This is a genomic window from Pseudomonas sp. B611, assembly GCF_055407965.1.
In genome coordinates this window covers 140,584-157,646 of sequence record NZ_JBUZST010000005.1, presented here as the reverse complement: position 1 = coordinate 157,646, position 17,063 = coordinate 140,584, and the positions used below count along the sequence as shown (strand labels likewise).

The following is a 17,063-nucleotide window of genomic DNA, read 5'->3' as shown; positions in this document are numbered from 1 at the left end:
CTCCGCTCCCACAGGTTTTTGTATGCATCTGGAGATCCCATGGCCAACGCCTTGCCCGACCTGAAACTCCTGCGCATCTTCGTCAGCGTCGTGCGGCACCAGGGGTTCGCCAATGCCCAGCACGAACTCAACCTGTCCACATCGGCCATCAGCACTTATATGAGCCAACTGGAGTCGGCGTTGGGCCTTGTGCTATGCCATCGCGGGCGCGGCGGGTTCAGCCTGACCAGCAAGGGCGAGCTGTTCCATCAAGAGACCTTGCGCCTGCTGGGCGAGCTGGAAGGCTTCGAGCAGTACGCCGCTGCACTAAAAGGCGAGTTGCGCGGCACCCTCAAGCTCGGCGTGCTCGACTCCACCGTCAGCGACAAGGCCCTGCCGTTCGCCGAAGTGATCGGTGCCTACAGCCTGGAACACCCGGCGGTGCACCTGCACTTATCGGTGATGAGCCCTTATGAATTGCAATTGGGTGTGCAGGACAACCGCCTCGACCTGGCCATCGGCGCTTTCTCCAATCGCATGAGCGGCTTGATCTACATGCCGCTATACCGCGAACAGCACTGGCTGTATTGCAGCACCCGCCACCCATTGTTCAACGAACGGCGCATTCCTGAGCAAGTCATCACCCAACAACGCATGGTCGGTCGCGGTTACTGGAGCCAGGCGGAGCTGGCGCGCCACGGTTTCAAGCACAGCGCTGCCACGGTGGAAAGTATGGAAGCGCAGCTGATTCTGGTGCTGTCCGGCGCTTATATCGGCTATCTGCCCGAGCACTACGCCCAGGCCTGGGCCGACAAGGGCGACCTGCGCGTCTTGCTGCCGGCGACCTTCGGCTACCAGGCGCCGTTCTCGATGATCATGCGTCGGGGCCGCAGCCGTGAACCGCTGATCCAGACGTTCCGCGACCTGCTCAAAACCCAGCTCAACCAGGCTTGATAAACCATGTCCAGACCCCAATGCTCCCGTTGCCTGCGCCCCGTCACCCACTGCCTGTGTGCGCTGATCCCCAGCCTCGACAGCCGCACCCGCGTGTTGCTGTTGCAGCATCCGAGCGAGGTCAATCATGCGCTCAATACCGCGCGGTTGGCGGCGCTCGGATTGAACAATGCGCAGTTGGTGGTGGGCGAGGTGTTTGAGGATTTGCCGACGCTATTGAGCGCGCCCGGCTATCAGGCGCGGCTGTTGTTTCCGGCCGATGATGCCCAGCCGTTGCAGGCCTACGCATCGTCCGATGAACCGCTTCTGCTGGTGGTCCCCGATGGCACCTGGCGCAAGGCGCGAAAAATGCTGCACCTCAATCCGCTGCTGGCCGCGTTGCCCCGGGTGACCTTGGCCGAGGGCGCTGTGTCGCGCTACCGGCTGCGCAAGGCACCAGCGGCTGGTGCGTTATCGACGGTAGAAGCGATTGTGCAGGCCTTGCAGACGCTGGAGGCACCGATGTGTTTCGAGGCGTTGCTCAAACCATTTGACGCGCTGATCGAAGGGCAGATCGCGGCAATGGGACCGGCCGTCTTCGAAAAAAACCACAGCTGACCCCAGCATTACATAGCTACCGCAGCGGCTGACGGCGACCGGATAGCCTGATCTTTTTTCTGGGAGCAGAAAAATGACCGAGCCGCTGACCCGTGCGCCAGTGCCAGATCCGCTGTCTGAATTCATTGCCAATCAACATTCACCGTTGATGGCGGCCCCAGAGTGGGCCGCCTTACAAGCCCTGGACTTGATTCGGGTAGACTTCGACGGTTTCCTCGCCAGCCTCAATGATGAGGAGAAACTTGAGTACGTGCGCCTGCAAAGGGCCTGGATCGAGGCCCAGCAGACGGTCGAACGAGCCATTGCCCAATTCACCCAAACGTTTGAGCACCAGGCAATAGGCGCGTTGCGTGCGGGGCTTAAAACGCTGACGGGTCAGGATATCGATCCCACCGTCGCGAAAATCCACACCCGCTACCTCCAATCCTCCCCGCGTGTTCGGCGCGCAGCGAATGAAGATGAGGTCGTACAAGTGGCGAGCCTCACGCTGTGGGACGCTGCTTGCCGCAACTATGATGGGTTGACCGGTTGGAGCTACCCGGGCCGTACCGGTTTGGCGCAGGCCAGTTATCTCGACAGCGGCATCGACACCACCGCTGGCGAGTTCATCGCGCTGGTGCGTCGACTTGATCTCGGCGGGCAACTCAAACAGCAATTGAGTGATGCGCTGCGCGGCAATGCTGCGCTGGGTGACAGCTTCCTGGGCTTGGCCAGTGCCGAATTTGAATTCGCGTTGATCGAAGCCTTGAAAAACACCACGCTCAGTCACGTTGATCGCACCAAATATCATCAAGTGAAACAAGCGCTGGCAGGGGCGACTGCCTGGAACACTACCGAAGAAATGCGCCTGTTTGTCCCCCATGGTGCGGACAACATCAGCTGGTTGCCGCAGACCATAGGCTTGACCGGACAATACGTGGCGCCCCCACCGGGTGATTCCCTGCGTATTCCCCACCTGGTTTTTTCGGTCAGTGGTTGCCCCGGGGCATTCAGCTTTTTCCCGAATCGACCTGGGGGGACTTTGCGCCACCATGACAGCGCCCGAACCGCCTGCGAAGAGTTCCATGTCGCCTTTCATGGGTTTTACCTCAGAGGCCAGGTCGATTGGCTGTACCAGATGATGTCGTCACGCGACGCTGCTCGACTGAGTCAACTTGCCAAAGTCACGGCTCGCCCGCCAAACCTCGATTTTTTTGCCCGACTGATTTATGAACTGGTGCAGTCGATTCCCAAGGTTGATCACCCGCGGACTATCGGCTACGTACGCGTCTCGTTGCAAAAAATGCCGGTTGTCGCCCTATGCGATCTCTATATCGAGCGCAGCCGAGCCAACCTGCAAGAACTCACCAACGCGACGCCTGGTTTCATGCCGACCCTGATCGAGCTGTTTCAGACCGTGCTCCATGAAGTCCTCAACGTGCTGCTGATCCCGGTGCCTGGCGCCTTGAAGGGCTTGGGGCGCGCGCGTGCCTTCGGGATGTTCGTGATGCTGTCACAGTCGCTGGTGGGGGGCGGTTCCAAGGTGCTCCAGGACGAGCCTGGCGATCTGTTGCAAGGGCTGATGGACCTGGCGGACTTGCTGGTCAGTGGCCGATTGCACACTCGTCTGGCCAAGACCGTCCTACGTCGCCATCGGCATTTGTACCAGCAACTGGCGCAGCCGCGCAGTGCCGTTCCCGATACCCCGCAGCCGACCGGCCCGCCCTTGCTCGAAAGAATGCTCGGTACACAGGACGCGTCTGTCCAGGCGCTGGCGAACGTGCTTGATATCAGTGGCACTCCCCACGAAACCTTGAACCAAGTGTGGGAGGGCGCCACGCCTTCGGCATCGTTGGTAGAGGCAACGCACCGGTTCAGGACCGACCGTTTGATTGAGTGGGTCGCTGATGGCGCTGCCCCTGAACACCCCACACCCGTTGGCGCAGTTGAAGTCATGGCGCCGCTGCTGACTCAGTTGGAGCACTGGCCTGCGGGCACAGCCCTGAGCATCATCAACCCGCAAGGCCTGGAATTACGCCGCTACAGCAAGGATGCCGCGCATCCGGTGACCGAAACTGTCAGCGTGACCGTGCAGGAAAACCATCAATTCGCCTACGCGACCCCGCGTCGCCTCACGACGCATTTGCCGAGCGCCATCGTGGCGTTGCTGCCCGGCCAATTTCCGGGCGGCGAGCCGGTGATTTGCCAGCATCTGGCGGCTCTGGTCAAAGCGCTGGGTGTCGATCTGTTTGACGCACTCACGCGCTTTGCCCGGGCCAGCCGCCAGGCGGCGCAAGGTGCCAGTGCGTCGGTGCGTCGCGTGTTGCCGGACCGCCTGGGCGCCGAGGGTGACATCCCCGCCGTGGTTGCACAGTTGCAGGCCCTGCACCCGCACGTGAGCCAGGCGCGGTTGCTTGAGGTGCTGCGTGGGCATCCATTATCCGAACATCAGCAAACACAATTGCTGGAATCGCAGTTGCAGCCTGAGGCGTTGTACCTGGCGTTGCGTGCCGCACGTCGGGCAGCGCGCCGGGAGGCCATTGTGGACGGGCTTTACCATGGGCGCAGCTTTGACCGGCAAACCCAGAACTGGGCGGCTGCGTTCGCCCAAGAGATGGTGAGTGATTTCACGGGGCGAGCGTTGGTCGTCAGCCCGGCGGGGAACGGCGTGCCTTATGTTGCCAAGGGCAGCAAGGATCGCACGCTGGTCGTGATTGATCATCGTCATGGACGGTTTTCTGCGTATGACCCTCACACACTGCGCAGCGGTGAAATACTGACCGGTGTCGATAGCTTCTATGATGCCGTCGTGCGCCAATTGTCCGAGCCTGAACGCACCCAGCTAAGCCTCTCTGCGGGGCGGGCGATTGCCGATTTGCGTGAGCGGATTGCCCGCGAGGTGATGCGAAATCGTGCGCTCGATGGTTCGTTTTACCCGTATCGGCGTGAGATCGTGCCGTACGCCCTGATGGCTGACCTCTCGGGTATCGCCGACGCGCCTGACGCGCTGGGCTTTTACCGCTTGGGTTCGGCTCACTACCTGTTTATCGAAGGCCTGTATTTCCAGGTCGCCCAGGCCGATCCTGCACAGCCTTGGCGGATTCAGCATCCGTCGTTAAGCGATGCGTATGCGCCAGTGTTGACGCACAACGGTGCTGGCGCCTGGCGCCATGAGTGGGAGAACCCGCTGACCTGGGAGGGGCAACGCCCGTTTTATCGGCTGGGGCCTCTGGCGCGCTCGTTGTCGCCGGATGCAATTACGCAGATCCAGCAGATCAGTGGCATTACCCCAGATATGCTGCGGCGGGTGCATGTGCGCAATGAGCGCCCTCCGGCCATTCTTGTGGAGACCGTCGAGCGTGTCAGGGTGCACCAACGGGTCAAGTCGGGCGTGGAGGCCGGGGTGGATTTTTTCGACCGGTTGCTTGGTGAAGTCGGTCCCGATCGTGCGGATGCATTGGTGGGGCGCGAAGGCGTCGCACGTGCAGATCAGGTCACTGTGCTGGAAACCAAAGTCGCGTTGGACAAGCCTCTGATGGAGCACCTTTTTTTCGAGGCGTTGTGCGCTGGCGGCCAGCATTCTGCTAATCCTCTGGCGCAAGTGCTACAGCGTGTTAACCCCGGATTGACCACACGGGTCGCAGAAGACCTGGTGCACAACATCACACCGGCCGAGCGTAAAAGTCTGGAGAACGGCATAGTCCCCGCATCGCTGAACGCCGCGATCCGGTGGTGGGTGGAGTACTTGCGCAAAACCAGGGCCCTGGAAAGCGTGCACCTGCCTGCCGCAGCCAATGAGGAAAGCTCCACAGCGATCCTGCATGCATTGCCGCAGATTGACGGTTGGCCGGCACATTTGCGGGTGGAGCTGTGGAAGGACGGTTTTCTGCGTACCAGCGTGGGCCCTTTCGACGGGCTGCTCAAACGCATCGTGGTGGTCGTATCCAATCAGTATCAGGTCTATATCCCCTTGGCGAACGGAAAGCGCAAGCCGACCGGCAGCACCGGCCCGTTTCTTGACGTTTTGTTGGCGGCGCTGCCGCTGGCCGAGCGTCAATCGTTGGGTTACATCGAGGGCGCTGGAGCGGAGGAATTGGTGGCAGAGGTCTGTTCCCGCCTGCAGAGAAAATGGGAGTATGCCGAGACCTTCCGGGGCATCGGGCGTCGGCCTCTTTTCCATCCCCCCCAGCGTGTGGCGGATGGGCGGATCGGTTACCCGCTGAGCGGTCGGGGGCTGAGGCCGGTGGAGCGTCAGCAGGTCGCTCGCTTGCGCGCGTTGTATCTGTCAACACCGAAAGAAGAGCTTTTGCAGTTGTTGAGGGATGCTGGCGACTCGGTTCGAGAGCGCGATGCAATGATTGACTATCTGTACAGGGAGCGTGAAGCCATGAACGCTGTGTTGGCGCAATGGCTTCATGTCGCGCCGGGCGACCAGGCGCGTGCTGCACGGGAGTTGGCGGTTGATCGAATAAAGAGATGCTGGGCAAAGGAGCCCTCCACTCACGGGACCGCGATGGTCAAGGAACTGAACCTCGATGGCCTGGACCTGACTGACCTGCCCGTTTTGGGTGCTCATTTTGGTCATGTGCAGGTGCTCAGCCTTAAAAATAACCAGCTTTCTCAATTGCCCCAGCGCTTCCTGCGGTGTTTTCCGGGCGTGACCAGGGTTTACCTGAGCAACAACCTGTTTGAACAACTCCCTGTGGGGCTTTCCAGAATGCCGCACCTGAGAACCTTGTACCTGCATAACAATCGACTCAAATTCAAACTGGGGGATGTGATCCATCTGAGCGAAATGACCCAGTTGCGGGTATTGGATTTGTCCTCTAACCCACTCCGGCAAGGGCAACGCCTGGACCTGTATCGATTGCGCCACCTGCGGTATTTGAGCGTGCGCAACACTCAACTGGAAAACCTGCCCAAAGGTGCTGTCACCCTGAGCTGGCTTGAAGTCTTTGACCTGCGAGATAACCAGATCAAAGTACTCACGCGTTCTAATTTGTTTATTTACCCTGATGTCCACCGCGCCATGGATCTGTCCGGCAACCCTTTGTCGCAAGGCACGCTCCAGATGCTTCGTCACTACCGTGAGCAGCCGGGACGTTCAGACATCTACTTTGGGCTGCACCCGCATAACGCGCGCATCACAGCCAGCCCCGATCGTTGGTTGGCGGTGCTGGCGGTCAGGGACGTACCGTTGCACCTCGAGCTGTGGCAGGACCTGCAGGCGCGTCAGATTTTCGGCGGTTTTTTCACCCTGATCGAGCGTATTTCCGGTGATCCAAAATTGGTTGAGCCGGGATATCGAACCCTGCGCGAAGACCTGGCCCGAAGGGTCTGGGGCCTGATCGAAGGGGCCGCCAATCACGAGGAACTGGCTACGATCATGTTCAATCATCGGTATGAAATGAATCGTGGTGTGAATGGCTGGATGGTGTCGCTCAACGATCTGGAACTGAAGTTCAGGATGTTCGATCTGCACCGAGTGGGCGGAGGTGATGCCATGCCTCTCTTGAACTGTTTTCGCGCCGCAAGCCGGTGGGCAGCCATCACGAACGCGATCCTGTTGTTTGATCCTCACCAGGCGCCGCAGCTGGCGGGAACGCGCATATTGGCCTACCGAATCGCGCTGTCCCCGACCCTGGACCTTCCCCTGGGGTTCGACCAGCGGCTGGACCGAACCTTGGGCACCCCCAGCCCGGAGGCGGTCGCCGCGATGCGCAACAACATCCTTGCCAATGAGGCGCTGTTGGACTGGCCTGCGCTGCTGGTTCAGGAGGAATATTGGGTGTTGTTTCTGCAAGCAAAGTACTCGGCGCGATTTCAAGCCACGCTGGGTCATTACGATCGGGAGCTGGAGATTGCGTTGGATCGCGTCAATTCGGCAGAGTTGAGCGAGGGGGCCTACCTGGCTCTAATCGACGACCTTTCGGCCCAGCGCCGAGTCGATGAGGGACGCCTGCTTCTGGCATTGACTCAGGGCGAGTGGACCAACATCAATGGGGCCGCAAACTCTGCTTATATCTATCAGCCATAAGCACCTTACTTTGCGTGATATGGCCCGCCGACGTTTGCCGGTATGATGTTCGCCCCCGCAGTCTGGATTGCGAATACGCCATGACCTTGCAGTACCCAACAATCGCCGATTGCGTCGGCAACACGCCCCTGGTCCGCTTGCAACGCATGGCGGGCGAGACCAGCAATACCCTGCTGCTCAAGCTCGAAGGGAACAACCCGGCCGGCTCCGTCAAGGACCGCCCGGCGCTGTCGATGATCACCCGCGCCGAGCTGCGCGGGCAGATCAAGCCCGGCGACACCTTGATCGAAGCCACCTCGGGTAATACCGGGATCGCCCTGGCCATGGCCGCCGCGATCAAGGGTTACAAGATGGTGCTGATCATGCCTGACAACGGCAGCGCCGAGCGCAAGGCGGCGATGACCGCCTATGGCGCCGAGCTGGTGCTGGTGACCCAGGAAGAGGGCATGGAAGGTGCCCGTGACCTCGCCGAGCGCATGGCCGCCGAAGGCCGCGGCCAGGTGCTGGACCAGTTCGCCAACGGCGACAACCCCGAGGCGCACTACACCACCACTGGTCCGGAAATCTGGCGCCAGACCGGGGGCACCATCACCCATTTCGTCAGCTCCATGGGCACCACCGGCACCATCATGGGCAATTCGCGCTACCTCAAGGAGCAGAACCCGGCGATCCAGATCGTCGGCCTGCAACCGATGGAAGGCGCGGCCATCCCCGGTATCCGCCGCTGGCCCGAAGAGTATCTGCCGAAGATCTACAACGCCACGCGTGTGGACCGCATCATCGACATGGCCCAGCGTGAAGCCGAAGACACCACGCGCCGCCTGGCCCGTGAAGAAGGCATCTTCTGCGGCGTGTCCTCCGGTGGCGCTGTCGCGGGTATGTTGCGCTTGTCCAGGGAAGTGGAAAACGCGGTGATCGTCGCGATCATCTGTGACCGAGGCGACCGTTACCTGTCGACCGGCATTTTCGACGAACCCAACTGATGGCCAAGCACGAGAGAGGCCTGCGCTTCCAACCGACGGGCGGCAGCCGCGCCCCGCAGATTCCCGTGGGCAAGAAACAACGCCTGACCATCGAACGCCTGGCCAACGACGGCCGTGGCATCGTGTTTTTTGAAGGCCGCACGTGGTTTGTGAATGGCGCGCTGGCCGGCGAAGAAGTCGAAGCGCGGGTGTTGGGCGCCCACGGCAAAGTGGTCGAGGCGCGCACCGAGCGGGTATTCAAGGCCAGCGAACTGCGGCGCCCGGCGCCGTGCGCGCATGTTGGCCGCTGTGGCGGTTGCAGCGTGCAGCACTTGCCCCATACCGAACAACTTGCCCTGAAACAGCGCATGCTCGCCGAGCAACTGTCGCGCGTGGCCGGTGTCGAACCGCAAGAATGGGCTGCGCCGTTGAGCGGGCCAGAGTTCGGCTACCGCCGCCGCGCCCGTGTGGCGGTGCGTTGGGACGCCAAGGCGAAACACCTGGAAGTGGGTTTTCGCGCGGTTGCCAGCCAGGACATCGTCGCCATCGATGATTGCCCGGTGCTGGTACAGGCCTTGCAACCGATCATGCAGCGCCTGCCGAACATGCTGCGTCGCTTGAGCAATCCGAAGGCTCTTGGGCATGTGGAGTTGTTCAGTGGTACCGCCGTCGCCGTGTTGCTGCGCCATATGGCGCCGTTGTCGGAAGCGGACCTGCTGGTGTTGAAAGAATTTTGCGCTTTCCATGAAGCCCAGTTGTGGCTGCATGGCGAGGGCCAGCCGGAGCCGGTGGACGCTGATGCTGCCCTGGGTTTCCGTTTGGAACCGTGGGATCTGGAACTGGCCTACCGTCCAGGGGATTTCGTGCAAGTCAACGCCGGGGTCAACTCGGCGATGGTTGCCCAGGCCCTTGAATGGTTGGCACCACAGCCCGATGAACGGGTGCTGGACCTGTTTTGCGGCCTGGGCAACTTTGCTCTGCCACTCGCCCGGCAAGTGCGCGAAGTGGTGGCGGTGGAAGGTGTGCAGACCATGGTAGACCGGGCGGCTCTCAATGCCGTCAGCAACAATTTGCATAATGCGCAGTTTTTTCAGGCCGATTTGTCTCAGCCTTTGACCGACGCAGAATGGGCCAAACAGGGCTTTTCTGCGGTACTCTTGGACCCACCCCGTGACGGTGCCCAAGAGGTTGTGCGCAAGCTTGCCACCCTGGGAGCCAAGCGCCTGGTGTATGTGTCCTGCAACCCGGCAACGCTGGCGCGGGACACGGTTGAGTTGGTCAAGCAAGGCTACCGGCTAAAACGTGCCGGGATCCTCGACATGTTTCCGCAAACCGCGCATGTCGAGGCCATGGCGTTATTTGAAGCGGGCTAGGATGCCCGTTTAATCCGACTGGCCTGCGTTCTCCAGGGCCTGTGACCTGCCAGGGAGTTCGCAGTAAAAGGTCGGCGATGATATTGGCGCACCCAAGGTGCGTCGTAGGGAAGGTAAGAAAGATGGTACAGGTGAGAGCACACCAGCCGATCAACACCGACGGCAGTATCAACCTGGAGGCATGGCTGGACCATGCCATCAGTGTCGATCCGGCACTGGACCGTGAAGCATTGAAAGCTGCCTGCGAGTTCGCGCGTGAGGCCGAGCAGCAAGACAATGCGGCGAAGAACCTGTGGGCCGAAGGCACTTCCAGCTTTCGCACCGGGCTTGAGATCGCCGAGATCCTTGCCGATCTCAAGCTGGATCAGGATTCGCTGATCGCTGCCGTGCTCTATCGCGGCGTGCGTGAAGGGCATATCGCGTTGCCGCTGGTCAGCCAGCGTTTCGGCGCCGTGGTGGCCAAGCTGATCGACGGCGTGCTGCGCATGGCTGCCATCAGCGCCAGCCTGAGCCCGCGCCAGTCGATGGTGCTGGGCACCCAGGGCCAGGTCGAGAACCTGCGCAAGATGCTGGTGGCGATGGTCGACGACGTGCGCGTCGCCCTGATCAAGCTGGCCGAACGCACCTGCGCGATCCGTGCCGTGAAGACTGCCGATGACGAAAAGCGCAACCGCGTCGCCCGCGAGGTCTTCGACATCTACGCACCGCTGGCGCACCGCCTGGGTATCGGCCATATCAAGTGGGAGCTGGAGGACTTGTCCTTCCGCTACCTCGAACCCGACCAATACAAACAGATCGCCACGCTGCTGCATGAGCGGCGGCTCGACCGCGAGCGCTTTATCAGCGACGTGATGGGCCAGTTGCGCGCCGAGCTGCAAGCCACCGGCGTCGATGCCGACATCAGCGGCCGCGCCAAGCACATCTATTCCATCTGGCGCAAAATGCAGCGCAAGGGCCTGGCCTTCAGCCAGATCTACGACGTGCGCGCGGTGCGTGTGCTGGTGCCGGAAATGCGCGACTGCTACACCGCGCTGGGCATCGTCCACACCCTGTGGCGGCACATTCCCAAGGAGTTTGACGACTACATCGCCAACCCCAAGGAGAACGGCTACCGCTCGCTGCACACCGCCGTGATCGGCCCCGAAGGCAAGGTGCTGGAAGTGCAGATCCGCACCCACGCCATGCACGAAGAGGCCGAGTTGGGCGTGTGTGCGCACTGGCGTTACAAGGGCACCGACGTCAAGGCCGGGTCCAACCAGTACGAAGAGAAAATCTCCTGGCTGCGCCAAGTGCTGGAATGGCACGAAGAACTCGGCGACATCGGCGGCCTGGCCGAACAGCTGCGGGTGGATATCGAACCGGACCGGGTCTACATCTTCACCCCCGACGGCCACGCCATCGACCTGCCCAAGGGCGCGACGCCGTTGGACTTCGCCTACCGCGTACACACCGAGATCGGCCACAACTGCCGGGGCGCCAAGATCAATGGGCGCATCGTGCCGCTCAACTACAGCCTGCAAACCGGTGAACAGGTCGAGATCATCACCAGCAAGCACGGCACGCCGAGCCGCGACTGGCTGAACCCGAACCTGGGCTACATCACCACGTCGCGGGCGCGGGCGAAGATCGTGCACTGGTTCAAGTTGCAGGCGCGCGACCAGAACGTCGCCGCCGGCAAGACCCTGCTCGAACGCGAACTGGCACGCCTGGGCCTGCCGCAGGTGGACTTCGACAAGCTGGCCGAAAAGGCCAACATGAAGATCGCCGAAGACATGTTCGCCGCCCTCGGTGCCGGCGACCTGCGTTTGGCGCAACTGGTCAACCTGGCGCAACAGTTGGTCGAACCGGAACGCGGCAGCGAACAGCTGGAACTGATCCCACGCAAAGCCACCGGCTACAAGCCCGGCAAGCGCGGCGATATCCAGATCCAGGGCGTGGGCAACCTGATGACGCAAATGGCTGGCTGCTGCCAACCGTTGCCGGGCGACGCCATCGTCGGCTACATCACCCAGGGCCGTGGCGTGAGCATTCACCGCCAGGACTGCGCCTCGGTGCTGCAACTGGGCGGGCGTGAGCCGGAGCGCATCATCCAGGTCAGCTGGGGGCCGGTGCCGGTGCTCACCTATCCGGTGGACATTGTGATTCGTGCCTACGACCGTTCCGGCTTGCTGCGGGATGTGTCGCAAGTGCTGCTCAATGAGCGGATCAACGTGCTGGCGGTCAACACGCGCTCGAACAAAGAGGACAACACCGCGTTGATGTCCCTGACCATCGAGATCCCGGGGTTGGACGCGTTGGGGCGGTTGTTGGGGCGGATTTCCCAATTGCCGAACATCATTGAGACGCGGCGTAACCGCACACCATGATTAGCTGAATGAGCGCGGACTAAAATGTGGGAGGGCTTTTGTGGGAGCGGGCTTGCTCGCGAAAGCGGTGGATCAGTCACCAGATGTATTGACTGGCTCACCGCATTCGCGAGCAAGCCCGCTCCCACACAAGCCCGCTCCCACATTTGATCTTCAGCGTTCCCACTTCGGCGGATAGAAATCAATGTATTCACTAGACGACCTGCTGCACCTGATGAACCGCCTGCGCGACCCGCAATACGGCTGCCCGTGGGACATCAAGCAAACCTACGCCACCATCGTCCCGCATACCCTGGAAGAAGCCTATGAAGTTGCCGACGCCATCGAGCGCGGTGATTTCGACCACCTGCAAGGCGAGTTGGGCGACCTGTTGTTCCAGGTGGTGTATTACAGCCAGCTGGCGCGGGAAGAAGGGCGTTTCGAATTTGCCGGGGTGATCGATAGCATCACGCGCAAGCTGATCCGTCGTCATCCCCACGTGTTTCCCACTGGCGACCTGTATGCGCCGCTGGATGTCCCGCAACTGAGCGAAGAGCAGGTCAAGGAACGTTGGGAGCAGATCAAGGCCGAGGAGCGTGCGGAAAAATCCGACGCGCCGGAGCAACTCTCCCTACTGGATGATGTGCCTACAGCGCTGCCGTCCCTGTCCCGCGCGGCCAAACTGCAAAAGCGCGCCAGCCAAGTCGGCTTTGACTGGCCGTCGGCGTTGCCGGTGGTGGATAACGTGCGCGAAGAGCTCGATGAAGTGCTCGAAGCCATGGCTGATAACGACCCGGCCGCTATCGCTGATGAAGTCGGTGATCTGCTGTTTGCTGCGGTCAACCTGGCTCGCCATCTCAAGGTCGACCCGGAAACCGCGCTGCGTGGCGCCAATGCCAAGTTCGAACGACGTTTCCGATTTATCGAGCAGGCATTGCGCGACACGCATCAACCCATAGAAGATTGCACCCTCGAAACGTTGGACGCCCTGTGGGGCGAAGCCAAACGCCAGGAAAAGAACATGTCCAGCTGCGGTTGAGCGGCTGCCTAAGTGAGTAAGCACCATGAGCATTTCCCTTCGCGATCAGTTGCTCAAAGCAGGTCTGGTCAACCAAAAGCAGGCCAAGCAGGTCGGCAAAGAGAAGCAGAAGCAGCAACGCCTGGTCCACAAGGGCCAGATCGAAGCCGATGACACCCAGGCTCGCCTGGCCCAGGAAGCGCAGGCCGAGAAGGTCAAGCGCGACCAGGAGCTGAACCGCCAGCAGCAGGAAAAAGCCGAGGCCAAGGCCCGCACGGCCCAGGTCAAACAGTTGATCGAGACTTCGCGCCTGCCCAAGCTGACCACCGAGGACTACTACAACTTTGTGGATGACAAGAAGGTCAAGCGCCTGTCGGTCAACACGTTGATGCGCAATAAGCTGAGCAACGGCTCCCTGGCGATCGTGCACCACGGTGGCAGTTACGAGGTGATCCCGCGTGAAGCTGCGCTGAAGATCCAGGAGCGTGCGCCAGAGCGTATCGTGCAGCTCAACATCCTGACGGAAAGCCAAGTGCCGGATGAGGATGATCCGTACGCGGCCTACCAGATCCCTGACGATCTGATGTGGTAAGCCTTTAGAAACAACCTTGTGGCGAGCGAGCTTGCTCGCGCTGGGCTGCGAAGCAGCCCCATCAATACAAAACCCGCTCAAGAGGCGGGTTTTGTGTTTTCAGGTATCCAGGCTGCGTGGGCCTTGTACCTGAGCCTTGCGAATACTCAGGAGCTCTCTGCCTGGCGTTTCATCTCAAGCGACTCTAGCTCGTTCTTATAATTGTGAGCGTCACTCTCGTTGTGAAACATGCCGACCAGCAGGTCTTGTTGGTGTACATCCCAGATGTGAATCCCATGGCCCAGCGCTTCGTGGGACATATGTGCATCGTCGCGTTCAGTTACTTTTACAGTCATCTGCTTGCTCCAATCTCTGGTGGGTCTGCGGCAAGTCGTCGCAGGCCTCTTTTATATGTTTTGTTAGCTTGCTAAGTAAACCGACTTTTCGCGCAACTATTCATTGCAGGAACTGCAACAGTGCTACAGGCCTTGAGAATTGGGGGTTTGTGTTTTGGGGGCTGGAGTTTTATGACAGAAGTTTCATGTTCAGGTCAGGCTTGAACTTTGTATCGGCTCTGCCATTGCCTTCGCGAGCAAGCCCGCTCCCACATTTGGAATGCATTCCAAATGTGGGAGCGGGCTTGCTCGCGAAGACGGCAGAAGCTTCAACACAAAATATGCAGACGAAAAAAAGCCCCGCATTCAGCGAGGCTCTTTTTTTGACTCACCAGCTCATCAGCTACCTTTGACAGCCTTGCCGTCAACGGTACCGTCTTGCAGCATGATGTTGTATTCCTTGCCGTCAGTCTCAACCTGACGCAGTGCAACCAGGATGCCGCCCTGGTCCTTGGCGAACCACATCTGGGTAATGCGCTTGCTTTGCGTCGGGTCGCGCACGCGCTCAACCTTGATCGCGTCAATGGAGCCGACCTTGGTCTGGACTTTTTCCGGGCCAATCACGCGGAAGTCGTAGGTATCGACGTCGGTACCTTCCACCACGTTGTAGCTCATGCTTTTCTTGCCGGCGGCGACATCACGCTGCAGGGCCAACTGGTAGGTCGACTTGTCGAGCATGCCGCTTTGCAGCGCTACGTTGACCGGGTCTTTGTTCTCAAAGCCGGTGACTTTCTTGGCGGTTTGATCGAAGTCCAGATTGATCTTCTTCGCCTTGCCCAGGCCACCGCGTTCGAAGGTGTAGCTCTTCGGTTGCAGGGTGTCCTTGTCAAACAGGATCACGCTGGTTTCGGTAAGGCTGGCGATCATCATCGAAGCCTTGAAGTTCAAGGTCCAGGTGCCATCGCCATTCTTTGCCAGGCTGCGTTCAGCCGAGCCACTCATGGGCAACTGTTTCCAGTCGGCGGTGTAGCTGACGGAGAAAGGGTGAAGGTCTGCCGCTTGCACCGCAGGCAAGGCAAACAGAGCAAAAGCGAAGAGCAAGGCGCGACGCATAAAATCTCCTAGGTTCGAATCAAGTGGCCGCTGGCCGCGAGTAACTGACCGTCCAATAATGCACCCTGGTCACCAAGAATCAACCGCCCCTCGGCAAACCAGCGTACAGCCAACGGGTAAATCCTGTGCTCCTGGGTGTGAACCCGTTGCGCAAGGGTCTGCGCCGAGTCGTCAGACTCTACCGGAACCACTGCCTGTACGACCAGAGGCCCGCCATCGAGTTCCTCGGTGACGAAGTGCACGCTGCAGCCATGCTCGCTGTCGCCGGCGTCGAGCGCCCGCTGGTGCGTGTGCATGCCTTTGTACTTGGGCAGTAGGGAAGGGTGGATATTGAGCAGGCGCCCATCGTAATGGCGCACGAAATCAGCGCTGAGGATGCGCATGAAGCCGGCCAGTACCACGAGTTTGGGGTTGAAGGCGTCGATCAGTTCGATCAAGGCAGCATCGAAGGCCTCGCGACCCTCGAAAGCCTTGTGATCCAGGGAGCGGGTGTCGATACCTGCGTCCCTGGCGCGTTGCAGGCCGTAGGCGTCGCTGCGGTTGGAGATCACCGCAGCGATGCGCACCGGGCTGTCGCCGGTGCGCGTGCTGTCGATCAGGGCCTGCAAGTTACTGCCGGTGCCGGAGAGCAGCACCACGACATCACAGGTCTGGGACATCAATGAGCCTTGAGGTTCTTCAGTTCGACCTGGGCCGCGCCTTCCGGGGCGGTGGCGATCTGGCCGATGACCCAAGGCTGCTCGCCCGCTTCACGCAGGACGTTCAGCGCGGTTTCGACGTGCTCTTGCGCCACGCAGATGACCATGCCCACGCCGCAGTTCAGCACGCGGTGCATCTCGGTTTCGTTGACGTTGCCTTTCTCTTGCAGCCAGTCGAAGACCGCAGGGCGCTGCCAGCTCGCCACGTCGACGATTGCCTGGGCGCCTTTTGGCAGGACGCGCGGGATGTTGTCCAGCAGGCCGCCACCGGTGATGTGGGCCATGGCTTTAACCGCGCCAGTGTCCTTGATCAGCTTGAGCAGTGGCTTGACGTAGATGCGGGTCGGGGCCATCAGCAGGTCGGTCAGTGGCTTGCCGTCGAGCTGGATGTTTTCGATGTCGGCGCCGGACACTTCGATGATCTTGCGGATCAGCGAGTAGCCGTTGGAATGCGGGCCGGACGATGGCAGGGCGAGCAGGGCGTCACCGGCGGCAACCTTGGAGCCGTCGATGATCTCGGCTTTTTCTACAACGCCGACGCAGAAGCCGGCCAGGTCGTAGTCTTCGCCTTCGTACATGCCTGGCATTTCAGCGGTTTCGCCGCCGACCAGGGAGCAACCCGACAGTTCGCAGCCAGCGCCAATGCCGGTCACTACCTGGGTAGCGGTCTCGACGTTGAGCTTGCCGGTGGCGTAGTAGTCCAGGAAGAACAACGGCTCGGCGCCGCATACCACCAGGTCGTTTACGCACATGGCAACCAGGTCGATGCCGATGCTGTCGTGCTTGTTCAGGTTCAGCGCCAGGCGCAGCTTGGTGCCCACGCCGTCGGTGCCGGAGACCAGCACAGGCTGTTTGTAGCCGGCCGGGATCTCGCAGAGGGCGCCAAAACCGCCCAGGCCGCCCATGACTTCGGGGCGCGCAGTGCGCTTGGCGACGCTCTTGATGCGTTCGACCAATGCTTCACCGGCGTCGATGTCTACACCGGCGTCCTTGTAGCTCAGGGAGGGTTGCTTGCTCATGATCCAGGCCTTTAGGGGGGATTCAGGGGTAACGACCGAGCGGGCAGGCGCTTTTGGTAAAAGGCCCAGCCGTTGACGGTCTG

Annotated in this window: 12 protein-coding genes; 8 read left to right on the top strand and 4 right to left on the bottom strand. The window is 60.7% G+C overall.

Translation table 11 applies throughout. The features are described from left to right. Window positions 1-39: 39 nt before the first annotated feature. The 8 genes from ACZRMO_RS13450 (at window position 40) to ACZRMO_RS13415 (ending at window position 13,836) form a co-directional block, all read left to right on the top strand. Window positions 40-933: a LysR family transcriptional regulator gene (locus tag ACZRMO_RS13450; protein WP_034108063.1), complete on the top strand. Its 894-nt coding sequence runs from the start codon at window positions 40-42 to the stop codon at window positions 931-933. A gap of 6 nt (window positions 934-939) precedes the next feature. After that, on the top strand, window positions 940-1,530 hold the full coding sequence (locus tag ACZRMO_RS13445; RefSeq protein ID WP_463973164.1) for a tRNA-uridine aminocarboxypropyltransferase: 591 nt from the start codon (window positions 940-942) through the stop codon (window positions 1,528-1,530). 73 nt (window positions 1,531-1,603) lie between these two features. Further along, on the top strand, window positions 1,604-7,546 hold the full coding sequence (locus ACZRMO_RS13440; RefSeq protein WP_463973163.1) for a hypothetical protein: 5,943 nt from the start codon (window positions 1,604-1,606) through the stop codon (window positions 7,544-7,546). A gap of 80 nt (window positions 7,547-7,626) precedes the next feature. Next, window positions 7,627-8,529, top strand: coding sequence for a cysteine synthase CysM (gene cysM / locus ACZRMO_RS13435; protein ID WP_124526565.1), 903 nt, complete (start codon window positions 7,627-7,629; stop codon window positions 8,527-8,529). Further along, the gene (gene rlmD / locus ACZRMO_RS13430; protein WP_463973162.1) at window positions 8,529-9,881 is read left to right on the top strand and encodes a 23S rRNA (uracil(1939)-C(5))-methyltransferase RlmD; all 1,353 of its coding nucleotides are present in this window, start codon (window positions 8,529-8,531) and stop codon (window positions 9,879-9,881) included. Before cysM ends, rlmD begins: the two co-directional genes overlap by 1 nt. A 122-nt stretch (window positions 9,882-10,003) precedes the next feature. Further along, complete coding sequence (gene relA, locus ACZRMO_RS13425) at window positions 10,004-12,247, top strand: GTP diphosphokinase (protein ID WP_207045301.1); 2,244 nt, start codon at window positions 10,004-10,006, stop codon at window positions 12,245-12,247. 184 nt (window positions 12,248-12,431) lie between these two features. Beyond that, complete coding sequence (gene mazG, locus ACZRMO_RS13420; RefSeq protein WP_463973161.1) at window positions 12,432-13,265, top strand: nucleoside triphosphate pyrophosphohydrolase; 834 nt, start codon at window positions 12,432-12,434, stop codon at window positions 13,263-13,265. Between the two features lie 25 nt (window positions 13,266-13,290). Then, complete coding sequence (locus tag ACZRMO_RS13415) at window positions 13,291-13,836, top strand: DUF2058 domain-containing protein (RefSeq protein WP_017734625.1); 546 nt, start codon at window positions 13,291-13,293, stop codon at window positions 13,834-13,836. 146 nt (window positions 13,837-13,982) lie between these two features. On the opposite strand, the gene ACZRMO_RS13410 is transcribed toward ACZRMO_RS13415, so the two are convergent. The 4 genes from ACZRMO_RS13410 to purM all read right to left on the bottom strand — a co-directional run bounded on the left by ACZRMO_RS13410 (window position 13,983) and on the right by purM (window position 16,980). Beyond that, entirely contained in the window at window positions 13,983-14,171 is a 189-nt protein-coding gene (locus tag ACZRMO_RS13410; protein ID WP_017734626.1) for a hypothetical protein, read from the bottom strand. Window positions 14,172-14,549: 378 nt separating this feature from the next. After that, a complete protein-coding gene (locus ACZRMO_RS13405; RefSeq protein ID WP_017734627.1) occupies window positions 14,550-15,263 on the bottom strand; it encodes a DUF3108 domain-containing protein in 714 nt (237 codons plus the stop codon). An 8-nt stretch (window positions 15,264-15,271) separates the two neighbouring features. After that, window positions 15,272-15,922 (bottom strand): phosphoribosylglycinamide formyltransferase, encoded by a 651-nt coding sequence (gene purN, locus ACZRMO_RS13400; protein WP_017734628.1) that lies wholly within the window; start codon window positions 15,920-15,922, stop codon window positions 15,272-15,274. Beyond that, window positions 15,922-16,980 (bottom strand): phosphoribosylformylglycinamidine cyclo-ligase, encoded by a 1,059-nt coding sequence (purM, locus tag ACZRMO_RS13395; protein WP_005790182.1) that lies wholly within the window; start codon window positions 16,978-16,980, stop codon window positions 15,922-15,924. Before purM ends, purN begins: the two co-directional genes overlap by 1 nt. Window positions 16,981-17,063: the final 83 nt, after the last annotated feature.

Bases quoted from the DNA above. Each gene is read 5' to 3' on its own strand.
- ACZRMO_RS13445 (WP_463973164.1), top strand. From the start codon at position 940: ATGTCCAGACCCCAATGCTCCCGTTGCCTGCGCCCCGTCACCCACTGC.
- ACZRMO_RS13415 (WP_017734625.1), top strand. From the start codon at position 13,291: ATGAGCATTTCCCTTCGCGATCAGTTGCTCAAAGCAGGTCTGGTCAAC.
- rlmD (WP_463973162.1), top strand. From the start codon at position 8,529: ATGGCCAAGCACGAGAGAGGCCTGCGCTTCCAACCGACGGGCGGCAGC.
- ACZRMO_RS13405 (WP_017734627.1), bottom strand. From the start codon at position 15,263: ATGCGTCGCGCCTTGCTCTTCGCTTTTGCTCTGTTTGCCTTGCCTGCG.
- purM (WP_005790182.1), bottom strand. From the start codon at position 16,980: ATGAGCAAGCAACCCTCCCTGAGCTACAAGGACGCCGGTGTAGACATC.
- relA (WP_207045301.1), top strand. From the start codon at position 10,004: ATGGTACAGGTGAGAGCACACCAGCCGATCAACACCGACGGCAGTATC.
- ACZRMO_RS13440 (WP_463973163.1), top strand. From the start codon at position 1,604: ATGACCGAGCCGCTGACCCGTGCGCCAGTGCCAGATCCGCTGTCTGAA.
- ACZRMO_RS13410 (WP_017734626.1), bottom strand. From the start codon at position 14,171: ATGACTGTAAAAGTAACTGAACGCGACGATGCACATATGTCCCACGAA.
- mazG (WP_463973161.1), top strand. From the start codon at position 12,432: ATGTATTCACTAGACGACCTGCTGCACCTGATGAACCGCCTGCGCGAC.
- cysM (WP_124526565.1), top strand. From the start codon at position 7,627: ATGACCTTGCAGTACCCAACAATCGCCGATTGCGTCGGCAACACGCCC.
- purN (WP_017734628.1), bottom strand. From the start codon at position 15,922: ATGTCCCAGACCTGTGATGTCGTGGTGCTGCTCTCCGGCACCGGCAGT.
- ACZRMO_RS13450 (WP_034108063.1), top strand. From the start codon at position 40: ATGGCCAACGCCTTGCCCGACCTGAAACTCCTGCGCATCTTCGTCAGC.